Annotated in this window: 10 protein-coding genes and 1 pseudogene; 6 read left to right on the plus strand and 5 right to left on the minus strand. The window is 62.2% G+C overall.

The window, feature by feature from the left end; all coding sequences use genetic code 11:
* Positions 1–3: 3 nt before the first annotated feature.
* Positions 4–717 carry an RlmE family RNA methyltransferase gene (locus tag FJ960_RS12785; RefSeq protein WP_140714296.1) on the plus strand — a complete coding sequence of 238 codons (714 nt, stop codon included), beginning with the start codon at positions 4–6 and terminating at the stop codon, positions 715–717.
* A 44-nt stretch (positions 718–761) separates the two neighbouring features.
* On the opposite strand, the gene FJ960_RS12790 is transcribed toward FJ960_RS12785, so the two are convergent.
* On the minus strand, positions 762–2,183 hold the full coding sequence (locus FJ960_RS12790) for an MFS transporter (protein WP_140714337.1): 1,422 nt from the start codon (positions 2,181–2,183) through the stop codon (positions 762–764).
* Between the two features lie 279 nt (positions 2,184–2,462).
* Here FJ960_RS12790 and guaB point away from each other — a divergent pair, with 279 nt between their 5' ends.
* Genes guaB through FJ960_RS12805 form a run of 3 tightly spaced genes read left to right on the plus strand, consistent with a single transcriptional unit; the run spans position 2,463 to position 4,984 of the window.
* The gene (gene guaB, locus FJ960_RS12795; protein ID WP_140507237.1) at positions 2,463–3,965 is read left to right on the plus strand and encodes an IMP dehydrogenase; all 1,503 of its coding nucleotides are present in this window, start codon (positions 2,463–2,465) and stop codon (positions 3,963–3,965) included.
* 31 nt (positions 3,966–3,996) lie between these two features.
* Positions 3,997–4,539, plus strand: coding sequence for a hypothetical protein (locus FJ960_RS12800; RefSeq protein ID WP_181174222.1), 543 nt, complete (start codon positions 3,997–3,999; stop codon positions 4,537–4,539).
* A gap of 25 nt (positions 4,540–4,564) precedes the next feature.
* The gene (locus tag FJ960_RS12805; protein ID WP_140714300.1) at positions 4,565–4,984 is read left to right on the plus strand and encodes an MAPEG family protein; all 420 of its coding nucleotides are present in this window, start codon (positions 4,565–4,567) and stop codon (positions 4,982–4,984) included.
* Between the two features lie 52 nt (positions 4,985–5,036).
* On the opposite strand, the gene rnd is transcribed toward FJ960_RS12805, so the two are convergent.
* The 3 genes and pseudogenes from rnd to FJ960_RS12820 form a co-directional block, all read right to left on the minus strand.
* Positions 5,037–6,188, minus strand: a complete 1,152-nt coding sequence (gene rnd, locus FJ960_RS12810; protein ID WP_027143088.1) for a ribonuclease D — start codon at positions 6,186–6,188, stop codon at positions 5,037–5,039.
* Between the two features lie 75 nt (positions 6,189–6,263).
* Positions 6,264–6,533, minus strand: a pseudogene (locus tag FJ960_RS29815) (MFS transporter); the annotation flags it as partial.
* 14 nt (positions 6,534–6,547) lie between these two features.
* Entirely contained in the window at positions 6,548–6,922 is a 375-nt protein-coding gene (locus FJ960_RS12820; RefSeq protein ID WP_140507232.1) for an avidin/streptavidin family protein, read from the minus strand.
* 223 nt (positions 6,923–7,145) lie between these two features.
* Here FJ960_RS12820 and aspS point away from each other — a divergent pair, with 223 nt between their 5' ends.
* A complete protein-coding gene (aspS, locus tag FJ960_RS12825) occupies positions 7,146–8,936 on the plus strand; it encodes an aspartate--tRNA ligase (RefSeq protein ID WP_181174223.1) in 1,791 nt (596 codons plus the stop codon).
* 111 nt (positions 8,937–9,047) lie between these two features.
* On the opposite strand, the gene FJ960_RS12830 is transcribed toward aspS, so the two are convergent.
* Complete coding sequence (locus tag FJ960_RS12830; RefSeq protein WP_140507228.1) at positions 9,048–10,238, minus strand: hypothetical protein; 1,191 nt, start codon at positions 10,236–10,238, stop codon at positions 9,048–9,050.
* Positions 10,239–10,569: 331 nt separating this feature from the next.
* On the opposite strand from FJ960_RS12830, the gene parC reads away from it, so the two are divergent.
* Positions 10,570–12,822 (plus strand): DNA topoisomerase IV subunit A, encoded by a 2,253-nt coding sequence (parC, locus tag FJ960_RS12835; RefSeq protein WP_140714304.1) that lies wholly within the window; start codon positions 10,570–10,572, stop codon positions 12,820–12,822.
* The last annotated feature ends 100 nt before the right edge of the window (positions 12,823–12,922 follow it).

The following is a 12,922-nucleotide window of genomic DNA, read 5'->3' on the forward strand; positions in this document are numbered from 1 at the left end:
GCAATGACCAAGAAACCGGAAAAACCAGGGTCCGCCAGCATTCGCGTGTTGAAAACGCGGATCAAGAAGAAAAGCGGCCTGAAGGAATCGTCGCGCCGCTGGCTGCAGCGCCACATCAACGATCCCTATGTCCAGCGCTCCAAAGCCGACGGCTATCGCTCGCGCGCGGCCTACAAGCTGATCGAGATCGACGACAAGCACAACCTCTTGAAACCCGGCATGAAGGTGATCGACCTCGGTGCCGCCCCCGGCGGCTGGTGTCAGGTCGCGGCCGCGCGCACGAAATCGACGGCCGAGCATCCGCATGTCGTCGGCATCGATTATCTCGAAATGGACGCCGTGCCTGGCGCGCCGGTGCTGCTGCTGGATTTTCTCGATCCGCAGGCTCCGCAAAAGCTCTCCGAAGCGCTGGGCGGGGATCCGGATGTCGTGCTGTCCGACATGGCCGCACCGACCACCGGCCACAAGCGGACCGACCATATCCGCACCATGCATCTGTGCGAGGTGGCGGCCGATTTCGCGCTGTCGGTCTTGAAGCCCGGCGGCCATTTCCTGGCCAAGACTTTTCAGGGTGGCGCCGAGAACGAGCTGCTCTCCATGCTCAAGAAGAATTTCCGCTCCGTCCACCACGTCAAGCCACCGGCATCGCGCGATGAGTCGGTCGAGCTTTATCTGTTGGCCAAGGACTTCAAGGGGCGAGAGCCGAGCAGGGAGTAACGCCTTCCCTTCTCCTCTTGCACAAGGGGAGAAGGGAGAGAGCCTCACTCTCCCGGCGATCTCACCTGTTCCAGCGTCTTGGGCGTTGTCAGCGGGCCATGGCCGGAGACGGCATTGCCGGCGTCGGGTGCCAGCCGCATGAACGACAGCGATGCCGCCGCCGATACCATCGCCACGAGGAAGAAGGCGATATGGAAGTCGCCCAGCGTCAGCGGGCCGCCATGGATCGAGGTCGAGACTTCCAGAACGCCGCCGGCGAGCGCCACGCCGAGCGCGATTGACAATTGCTGGAACACCGCCGTGATCGGTGTCGCCTTGCTGGTGTCCTCGGCCGACACCTCGGCATAGGAGAGTGCGTTGACACCGGTGAAGAACATCGAGCGGATGAAGCCGCCGACCAGCAATATGGCCAGCATCAACGCATAGGGCGTCTCTGGGGTGAAGAGACCATAGATGGCGATCGACGCGGCGGCGACAAGCGAGCCCAGGATCAGCACGCGGCGGAAGCCGACAACGCGGAAGATCAGCGCGGTGACGAATTTCATGCCGATGGCGCCGATCGCCGAGACGAAGGTGATCATGCCGGACTGGAACGGGGTCAGCCCGAAGCCGATCTGGAACATCAGCGGCAATAGGAACGGCACCGCGCCGATGCCGATGCGGAACAGGCTGCCGCCGAGCACCGACGAGCGGAACACCTGGTTGCGGAACAACTCAAGTGCGAGCAGCGGATTCCTGGCGCGGCGCGCATGCATCAGGTAGAGCGCGCCCGACAGCAGCCCCACGGCGATCGTGATGAAGCCGGTCGCCGGCGGCAGATAAGGCAGGCTGACCACCGACAGGCCGAAGACGACGCCGGATGCGGCCAGTCCGCTCAGCACGAAGCCGACGAAATCGAGCGGCGGCGTCTCCATCGATTCAGTTTCCGGCAGGAAGCGGGTGGCCAGCCAGATGCCGATCAGGCCGATCGGCACGTTGATCAGGAAAATCCAGTGCCAGGTGAAGTAGGTGGTGATGAAGCCGCCGATCGGCGGGCCCACCAGCGGCCCGACCAGTGCGGGAACGGTCAGCCAGGACATGGCCGCGACCAGTTCGCTTTTGGGCGTGGCACGAACCAGAACCAGGCGTCCGACCGGGGTCATCATGGCGCCGCCGATGCCTTGCAGGAAGCGAGACACCACGAACGCCGGCAGGGAACCGGAGAGGGCACAGGCGACCGAACCGGCAATGAACACCGCGATCGCGGCACGAAAGATGTTCTTGGCGCCGAAGCGATCGGCCATCCAGCCGCTGATCGGAATGAAGATCGCCAGCGACACCAGATAGGCTGTCAGCGCCAGTTTCAGCGCGATAGGGCTGGTATGAATGTCGATGGCGATCGCCGGCAGCGATGTCGCGATGACGGTCGAATCCATGTTTTCCATGAAAAGAGCGACCGCAAGGATAAGCGGGATGGTGCGGTTCAACGAACGCGTCCGGGTTTGATTCCAGATGTTGCCGACCTCGCCGGCACGCAGGGCGGTTATCATGGCCGGACATCGATGTCGTGTTAAATGCTGTCACTTTTGTGCGATCGCAACCAGGGGTCGCGTCGCCTGGGATCGAGTGATCCTGTTGTGCAAGCAACGATCAGCTTTTCATCGGCCGCTGGACGTGTTACCAGCCACCGCCAATCCTGAAAGGGAATAATGAGTCGGCGCTGTCCATTCCGGTCCAGCGCTTTTTCTGCATTCAAAGGGCTGGCCATGGCAAAAATCATCGAAACCTCCACCGGCGCACTGGCGCTGACCTTTGACGACGTGCTCTTGCAGCCCGGTCATTCCGAGGTGATGCCCGGCCAGACCGACATCCGCACCCGCATCGCCGGCGACATTGACCTCAACGTGCCGATCCTGTCGGCGGCGATGGACACGGTCACCGAGGCAAGGCTCGCCATTGCCATGGCGCAGGCCGGCGGCATCGGCGTCATCCATCGCAATTTCTCACCCGCCGAACAGGCCGAGCAGGTGCGGCAGGTCAAGAAATTCGAATCCGGCATGGTGGTCAACCCGGTCACGATCGGTCCCGACGCCACGCTCGCCGACGCATTGTCGCTGATGCGCACCTACTCGATTTCGGGCATTCCGGTGGTCGAGAATGGCGGCGCCGGCGGCCACAAGACCGGCCGGCTCGTCGGCATCCTGACCAACCGTGACGTGCGCTTCGCTTCCGATCCGGCGCAAAAGGTCTACGAATTGATGACCCGTGAGAACCTGATCACGGTCAAGGAGAATGTCGACCAGGACGAGGCCAAGCGGCTTCTGCACCAGCACCGCATCGAGAAGCTGGTGGTGGTCGACAAAACGGGCAATTGCGTCGGGCTGATCACCGTCAAGGACATCGAGAAATCGCAGCTCAACCCGCATGCCACCAAGGATGCGCAGGGGCGCCTGCGCGCCGCGGCCGCCACCAGCGTCGGCGATGACGGCTTCGAACGCGCCGAGCGCCTTATCGAGGCCGGCGTGGACCTTTTGGTGATCGATACCGCGCATGGCCACTCACAGCGGGTGCTGGACGCGGTGACGCGGGCGAAGAAGCTTTCCAATTCCGTGCGCATCCTGGCCGGCAATGTCGCCACCGCCGAAGGCACGCGGGCGCTGATCGACGCCGGCGCCGATGCCGTCAAGGTCGGCATTGGTCCGGGCTCCATCTGCACCACCCGCATCGTGGCCGGGGTCGGTGTTCCCCAGCTTTCAGCCATCATGTCGGCGGTCGAGGCAGCGCATAAATCGGGCGCCTCGGTGATTGCCGACGGCGGCATCAAATATTCCGGCGATCTCGCCAAGGCACTCGCCGCCGGCGCCAGTGCCGCCATGATCGGTTCGCTGCTTGCCGGGACCGACGAAAGCCCGGGCGAGGTCTATCTGCACCAGGGCCGCTCCTTCAAGGCCTATCGCGGCATGGGCTCGGTCGGCGCCATGGCGCGGGGCTCCGCCGATCGCTACTTCCAGGCCGAGGTGCGCGACACGCTGAAATTGGTGCCGGAAGGCATTGAAGGGCAGGTTCCCTACAAAGGACCTGTGTCTGGCGTGCTGCACCAGCTTGCAGGCGGCCTGAAAGCCGCTATGGGTTATGTTGGTGGCCGCGACCTTGCCGATTTCCGCGACCGCGCCACTTTTGTGCGCATATCCAACGCCGGACTTCGTGAAAGCCACGCCCATGACGTCACGATTACCCGCGAAAGCCCCAACTATCCCGGCGGAGCCTGATTCTTCCGGGCTTTGGCGCAACTTGACCGCCATGGTGCTGCGCCTGTCGCGCCATGTCGGGGCGCTCTGCTTTCTCTCGGCGGCGGTTTTCATCGCCATGACGGGCATGGAGTTCTTCTATTTCCGCCAATTGAGCGGGGGCTTGGCCTCGCTCGACATGCGCTATTTCGGATTCACGCCCGACGAAGGCATGGCCTGGCTGACGGCGCTTGGCCGGCGCGGCAGCGAGATCATCCTGGTCTGGCATTACCTGACCTTCGATCTTTTGTTTCCGGCGCTGCTGTCGCTGACGCTGGTCAGCCTGATCCTGGCAACTGGCCGGCGACTGAAGAATTTCCGCGTGTTGCCGGCTCAGATGCAGGCGATCTTCGCGCTGGTCCTGGTGCTGCCCTACACGCTCGCCGACTACGCCCAGAATATCGCCGTGGCGCGGCTTCTGTCCGATTTCCTCTACGCCAACCCGGACTCGCTGTCTTTCGCCTCGGCGCTCATCGTGACCAAATTCGTGCTTCTCGCCGTCCCGGTCATCGTCATTGCCGCTTTCTGGTTGGCGGGCCAAATACGTCAGAATTGAAGCCGAACAGGGCAGGGGCGACTGCATGAACCAGACCGCGATCTTCTGGCCGGTACTCGCCCACGTGCTGCTGATCTATATCGTCTATTGCGTACTGGGCCGGCGCCGATATGTTGCGGTCAAGTCGGGCGAGGCGAAGGCGAGCCAGTACAAGGCCCGCTCGACAGAACCGGCCTCCTGCGCGACCGTTGCCGGCAATCTCAGCAATCAGTTCGAACTGCCGGTGCTTTTCTATGTGTTGTGCCTGGCGCTGCACGTCACCAAGGGCGTCAACTATCTGACACTGGCGCTGATGTGGGGCTTTGTGGTCACCCGCTACTTTCACGCCTGGGTTCACCTGACCAGCAACGATCTGCGCTGGCGCAGCCGCTCTTTCTTCCTTGGAGCGGTCATTGTCCTGTTGGGCTGGATCTGGCTCGCTCTTCACCTGCTCGAGGTGGTTTGAGCAGAGTTGGCGTTAACCCTCTTCTCCCGCGACGGAAGAAGAGAGACTGAACCTACAGGTCGAACACTGCTATTTTTCGATTGTCGAACTTGATGCCGATCTCGCCGCGCACAAGTTTCAGCGCCTGTTCGCCGAACACGGCGCGCCGCCAGCCTTGCAGGGCCGGCACATCGGCATCCTCGCCTTCGGCGGCGATGCGATCGATATCGTCGCTGGAGGCGAGCACCTTCGAGGCGACGCCCTGCTTTTCGGCGATGATCCTGAGCAGCACTTTCAAGAGCTCCGCGGCCGCATTCGAGCCCTCGGGCGGCTGGAAGCTTTTCGGCAGTTTCGGCATCTGCTCCTTGGGGAGGGCAAGCGCGGTGTTGACCGCGCCGAGCAGTGCCGTCGCCGTCGAGGAGCGTTCCCAGCCCTTGGGCGTGGTGCGCAGCTTGGCAAGGGCTGCCGCATCGCGCGGCCCTTGCTGCGCGATCTCGTAGATCGCATCGTCCTTGAGCACGCGGCCGCGCGGCACGTCGCGCTCGCGCGCCTCGCGTTCGCGCCATGCCGCTACGGTCTGGACGATCGCCAGCTCCTGCGGTTTGCGAAGCCGCATCTTCAGCCGCTTCCAGGCGTCCTCGGGATGCGGATCGTAGGTCTCGCGCGAGGTCAGGACATCCATCTCCTCATTCAGCCAGTGGGCGCGGTTTTCCCGCGCCAGCTCGGCGTTGAGGTGCTGATAGACCTCGATCAAATGGGTAACGTCGGCCAGCGCGTAGTCGAGCTGCTTGTCGGACAGCGGGCGGTGGCGCCAGTCGGTGAAGCGCGACGACTTGTCGAGTCGTGCGCCGGTGATGCGCTGCACGAGCTGATCGTAGGAAACGCTGTCGCCGAAGCCACAGACCATCGCCGCCACCTGTGTGTCGAACACCGGGTGCGGAACGAGATCGCCGAGATGGACGATGATTTCGATGTCTTGCCGGGCGGCGTGGAAGACTTTGACCACCGCCTCGTTGGCCATCAACCTGAAGAAGGGAGCGAGGTCGATATCAGGTGACAGCGGATCGATCAGCGCCGTCACGCCGGGCGCGGCCATCTGGATCAGGCACAGGATGGGCCAGAAGGTCGTTTCGCGGATGAATTCGGTGTCGACGGTGACAAAATCCGACTTTTCGAAAGCGGCGAGAACGGTCTCGAGTTCTTTCTGGGTGGTGATGACGTGCATCAAATCGCTTTTGGCAGGAGTAGGGTCTTCCTAGATTTCAGCCGGGAAGGCTTTCGTCAAGCTGTGGTGCCACCGTCACGGCCCTTCCGGACTGTCTGGATCACTATTTCTCCTCGCCAGCCGCGCAAAAATGGTCGAGGTGCGCAACACCGCGGTGAAGCGGCTGCGCTTGCCGGCCGGCACGCCGGACCCACGCCGGAGAGGATGACGGCGGTGAAGACCGCGTAGACCACGGCGCTGAAGACAAACAGCGCGCTTGGCCGCTGTCGAGGCCGCGAACGGGCCGCCAATGGCGCCGAAGGACTAGAACAGCATCAGGGCCGCGTTGATCAGCACGAACTCGCCGGCGGTCAGAGGATTCAATCGACGCGCTCAAAAGTGTCTAGGCTGGTCCCGAAGGCGCGCCATGTTCCAACCTGGGTCAGCTTTGCGGGCTCACCCTCGGCATCGGCTGAAAGTGCCATTCCAGCCACCGTGTGCCACAACATCTCCATCTTGCCGTCCCGAAAAATGCCGGTGTAGCCGACCGCCGCCGGGCCCGTTTTTCCTGACGCCGCGGAAGTAAAGCCAATCACATCTCCATGAGCGGCCCCGTGGAGAGGCACTTCCATCCCGGAAAAGCTGCTGTCGGGCAATGCTGTCTTGAAGACACCGCGGATCAAACCATCGCTATCGTCTTCGATAACTACAACCGAACCGTATTGATTGCGCCAAGTGCCCTTCCAGGAAAACATGTTTGCCTCCTCTCACTCCCTCATGCGCCAACGCGAGAGGCGGTTTACGGTTCCGCCACATGACCGGCTATGGATTGAAACCCGAAGTTCCAGACTGGGAGACTGCCGCTCCATCCGTTTGCCTTGACAAACCATGCCTCTCATGCGCTTTTCGCGCAAATTTTGGGCCGGGCTGCGATGCTTTGGCCCGCAACCCACAATCCCGGACTTTTTATCCATGACCATGCACCGTTACCGCAGCCATACCTGTGCCCAGTTGCGAAAGAGCGACGTCGGCAATTCCGTTCGCCTATCGGGCTGGGTGCATCGCGTGCGCGACCATGGCGGCCTGCTGTTCATCGATCTGCGCGACCATTACGGCCTGACCCAGATCGTCGCCGATCCGGATTCGCCTGCCTTCAAGGTCGCCGAGACCTTGCGCGGCGAATGGGTGATCCGCGTTGACGGCGAGGTCAAGGCACGCCTGCCGGAAACCACGAACGCCAACCTGCCGACCGGTGAGATCGAGATTTTCGCCCGGGAGATCGAGGTGCTGTCGGCGGCCAAGGAATTGCCGCTGCCGGTATTCGGCGAACCGGACTACCCCGAGGACATCAGGCTGAAATACCGCTTCCTCGACCTGCGCCGTGAGACGCTGCACCGGAACATCGTGGCGCGCACGAAAATCATCGCCGAGATGCGCAAGCGCATGGGCGAGGTCGGCTTCACCGAATTCTCGACGCCGATCCTTACCGCCTCGTCGCCGGAAGGCGCGCGCGACTTCCTGGTGCCGTCGCGCATCCATCCTGGCACCTTCTACGCGCTGCCGCAGGCTCCGCAGCAGTACAAGCAGCTTATCATGGTGTCCGGCTTCGACCGTTATTTCCAGATCGCGCCGTGCTTCCGCGACGAAGACCCGCGCGCCGACCGTCTGCCTGGCGAATTCTACCAGCTCGACGTCGAAATGAGTTTCGTCGAGCAGGACGATGTGCTGTCGACCATGGAACCGGTGATGCGCGGCGTCTTCGAGACCTTTGCCAACGGCAAGCCGGTGACGCAGAAATTCCAGCGCATCCCTTACGATGTCGCCATGCGCAAATACGGTTCCGACAAGCCGGACCTGCGCAACCCGATCGAGATGCAGGCCGTCTCCGACCATTTTCGCGAGTCCGGCTTCAAGGTGTTCGCCAACATCCTGTCCAACGACCCGAAGGCCGAGGTGTGGGGCATTCCGGCAAAAACCGGCGGCAGCCGCGCCTTTTGCGATCGCATGAACAGCTGGGCGCAAGGCGAGGGCCAGCCGGGGCTGGGCTACATCTTCTGGCGCAAGGAGGGCGACAAGCTCGAAGGCGCCGGCCCGCTCGCCAAGAACATCGGCGAGGAGCGCACCGAGGCGATCCGCCTCCAGCTTGGCCTTGCAGATGGTGATGCCGCGTTCTTCGTCGCCGGCGACCCGAAGAAGTTCGTCTCCTTTGCGGGCGCCGCGCGCACGCGCGCCGGCGAGGAGTTGAACCTTGTCGACCGCGAGCGCTTCGAACTGTGCTGGATCGTCGACTTCCCGTTCTTCGAATGGAACGAGGAGGAGAAGAAGATCGACTTCGCCCACAATCCGTTCTCGATGCCGCAGGGCGGCATCGATGCGCTGAACGGCGAGGACCTGCTCGGCATCAAGGCCTTTCAGTACGACATGGTCTGCAACGGTTTCGAGATCGCCAGCGGCGGCATCCGCAACCATTTGCCAGAAACCATGGTCAAGGCATTCGAGACGGTCGGGCTGGACCGCGCCACGGTCGAGGAGCGCTTTGGCGGCCTCTATCGCGCCTTCCAGTATGGCGCGCCGCCGCATGGCGGCATGGCCGCCGGTGTCGACCGCGTCGTCATGCTTCTGGTCGGCGCCAAGAACCTGCGCGAAATCACCATGTTCCCGATGAACCAGCAGGCCTATGATTTGTTGATGAACGCGCCCTCGGAAGCGAGCCCGCAGCAGCTTCGCGATTTGGCGCTGCGCGTCGCGTCAACCAAGAAGGACGCCTGACCAGAAGCTTCGGGCTTCACTTCAGGAACTTGCTCGAACCGGTTCTTCCGATTCGGCAACAAAAAAAACCGGCATCGCTGCCGGTTTTTTCGTGTCCTGAGGCCGCTTCGATCAGTCCTCGTTCGCCTTGACGCTGACGCCGAGCGTCTTCGGCAGGTCCAGCGGGTTCGACATGGCGCCCGCCATGATCAGAGCGAACGGCACCGATGCCGGCGGCTCGGCCGAGATTTCGAGGCTCTTCGGATCGTCGAGATATTTGCTGACCGCGGCGGTCACCTGAGCCGTGAGTTCCGGATTGTTGAGCTGCGCCATGCCGAACGGCACGATCGCCTTGGCCTGGTTGGCGATGTCCTTGGCCGACATGCCCTGCTGCTTGCCGACATAGTCCAGCACCTTGCCGGTCAGCGAATCGTCGTCGAAGCGGATCGAGGCGCTGTTGAACGAAAGCTGCTGCAACAGGCCGAGCATGGCCATGCCTTGCGCCGAATTGTCGGCGCCTTCCGGCTGTGCGGCCATCTTCTTCTGCATTTCCTGCAACGACTTGATGAAGTCGACCGTGTAACCGCCGAGGTCGAAGGTCATGCCGAGCGTGCCGGCATTCTCGACGGAGATGTCGTATTTCGACAGTTCCATCTTGCCGTCAGATGGCTGCCAGGTGCCGGCCATTTCGAGATTGCCCGAGATGTTCTGGTAGCCGAGCGCGCTGATGACCTCCTTGGATTTGGGATCGTCGACGAGCGAGAGATCGGCCGTGAACTTCTCCGTATTGGCGGTGAACTCCATCGCCTTGCCGTCGGCGGGCGGCGTGATCTCGATGGCAAGGCCGTCCATCGAGAATGCGGTTTTGTCGGCGACCTTGACCGTCATGTTCGACAGTTCAGCGGATTTATACATCATCAGCGAGCCAAGCGGGCTGGTGGAGCCGTCGGCCGGCACCGTCATGTCGTGGATGATGAAGGGGCTGAGATCGAGGGTGACGCCGTCCTTGCTGTGTTCGAAGGCCGAGGTCGACACGGTGCCGATATCATAGCCGCCATTGGCTTCGGTGATGTTCTCGAGCTTGACGTCGCCGATCGTCAGCGCTTCCTTTTCCGCGGCCGGTTTCACCGACACGCCCTGCAGCACCATGCTGGTGTTGTCGCCGGTCACGCCGGTCCAAGAGATGTCGACGCCCTGCGCGGAGAGCGCAGCCTTCAGCCGGTCCGCGACCGCGGCGTCCTGGGCAAGGGCAGCATTCAGCGGCAGTGTGAGCAAAAAGGTCGAAAGAGCGAATTTCCGGAGAGTTGAGCGGTTGATTGTCATCGCAAGGTCCCTGAGAGTGTCCTGAAATTATTTTTCAATTCTTTGCGCCATCACCATTCCGTGACGAACTGGACGGGAAAAAGGCGTGTCCCGGCACAATGGTCGAAAATCGCGGTGAAAGGCAAACCCGATCCGAACGCTATTGGACAATGCAGTGAATTTGGCATGAAGGTCGGGCCGCCAGCGTGCTTCGCAATAGATGCGGCATGTAACAGATTGATGTTGGCCGGCAAGCTCGACCTTGCGGTCTCCTGTTGCAGAAACGTGCGCAAATCGACCGGTCCGGTGCGCGCCTCTTGCCGCGAATCACCCGCTCGGCTAGTCCCAGCCCATGGGAAAAAGGCTTTTGCCGCCTGACAATGGCGGCGGCGATCATATTGAACCGGTCGATCTGAAGAAGGCGCTGGAAGAGCGTTATCTCGCCTATGCGCTGTCGACCATCATGCACCGGGCGCTGCCCGACGTTCGCGACGGACTGAAGCCGGTCCATCGCCGCATCATGCACGCCATGCGCCTGCTGCGCCTCAATCCCGACCAGGGTTTTGCCAAATGCGCCCGTATCGTCGGCGAGGTGATGGGCAAGTTCCACCCGCATGGCGACCAGTCGATCTATGATGCGCTGGTACGGCTGGCGCAGGATTTTTCGATGCGCTACCCCTTGGTCGACGGCCAGGGCAATTTCGGCAACATCGACGGCGATAACGCCGCCGCCATGCGCTACACCGAAGCGCGCATGACCGACGTGGCGACCGAATTGCTTGCCGGCATCACCGAGGATGCCGTCGACTATCGGCCGACCTACAATGAAGAGGACGAGGAGCCGGTCGTGCTCCCCGGCGCCTTCCCGAATCTTCTGGCCAACGGCTCGTCCGGCATCGCGGTCGGCATGGCGACATCGATCCCGCCGCACAACGCGGCCGAGCTTTGCGACGCCGCACTGCACCTGATCGAGCATCGCGACGCGCCGGTGGCGAAGCTGATGGATTTCGTCCAGGGCCCGGATTTCCCGACCGGCGGCATCATCGTCGACAGCCGCGCCTCCATCCTCGAAGCCTATGAGACCGGCCGCGGCGGCTTTCGCGTACGATCGAAATGGAACCAGGAGGACCAGGGCAGGGGCACCTGGAGCATCGTCGTCACCGAAATCCCATATGGCGTGCAGAAGGCGCGGCTGATCGAGAAGATCGCCGAGCTGTTGATGGCCCGCAAGCTGCCGCTGCTCGAGGATATCAGGGACGAAAGTGCCGAGGACATCCGCGTCGTTCTGGTGCCCAAGAGCCGTTCCGTCGGCCCCGGCATCCTGATGGAATCACTGTTCAAGCTCACCGAGCTCGAGAGCCGTTTTCCGCTCAACATGAATGTGCTGTCGCGCGGCAAGGTGCCCAACGTGCTGTCGTTGAAAGGCGTGCTGCAGGAATGGCTGGATCACCGCCGCGACGTCCTCATCCGTCGCTCGAAACATCGCCTCGGTGAGATCGAGAGGCGGCTGGAAATCCTTGCCGGCTACCTGATCGCCTATCTCAACATTGACGAGGTGATCAAGATCATCCGCGAGGAGGATGAGCCAAAGCAGGTCATGATGGCCCGCTGGTCGCTCACCGACACCCAAGCCGAAGCGATCCTCAACATGCGGCTGCGCGCGTTGCGTAAGCTGGAGGAATTCGAGATCCGCAAGGAATTCGATGGCCTGACCGCAGAGAAGGAGCAGATCGAGGCGCTGCTGGCGTCCGATGCAAAGCAGTGGTCGACGATCAAGTGGGAAGTCACTCAGGTTCGCGACAAGTTCGGCCCGGAGACCGAGATCGGCAAGCGCCGTACCCAGTTCGCCGATGCGCCCGAGCACGACCTGACCGACATCGCGCATGCCATGATCGAGCGCGAGCCGGTCACCGTCGTGGTTTCGGAAAAAGGCTGGCTGCGGGCAATGAAGGGCCATCTGGCCGATCTTTCGACGCTGACCTTCAAGGAGGGCGACAGTCTCAAGCTCGCCTTCCATGCCCAGACGACAGACAAGGTGCTGGTCTTTACCACCGGCGGCAAATTCTACACGATCGGCGCCGACCGGCTGCCCGGCGGCCGGGGCCATGGCGAGCCGATCCGCATCATCGTCGACATGGACAACGACCAGGACATCGTCACCGCCTTCGTCCACGATCCCAAGCGCAAGCTGCTGCTCGCCTCTTTCGACGCCAACGGCTTCATCGTTGCGGAGGAAGAGGTGGTCGCCAACACCCGCAAGGGTAAGCAGGTGATGAACGTCAAGGCCCCGGACGAAGCCAAGCGCTGCAAGCCGGTCACCGGCGATCATCTGGCCATCGTCGGTGAGAACCGCAAGATGCTGGTGTTCGCGCTCTCAGAAATTCCGGAGATGAGTCGCGGTAAAGGCGTGCGGCTGCAGAAATACAAGGACGGCGGCCTTCTCGACCTCAAGCCGTTCACGCTGGCGACCGGTCTTTCCTGGCAGGATTCGGCCGACCGCACCTTCACGCGGTCGCGCGAAGAACTGGCCGAGTGGATCGGCGCGAGGGCATCGGCAGGGCGTATGGTGCCGAAGGGTTTCCCGAGGACTGGCAAGTTCGGGTAGAAACTGCCGATCTCCCCCCTGATGGCAGGGCTATCGCATATGAGTGATGGCATTGATGAGATAGTCGTCATTCCAGGCGCATTTCTTGATGCGGTGGCTG

The sequence above is a fragment of the Mesorhizobium sp. B2-3-11 genome (assembly GCF_006442215.1).
GTDB lineage: Bacteria > Pseudomonadota > Alphaproteobacteria > Rhizobiales > Rhizobiaceae > Mesorhizobium > Mesorhizobium salmacidum.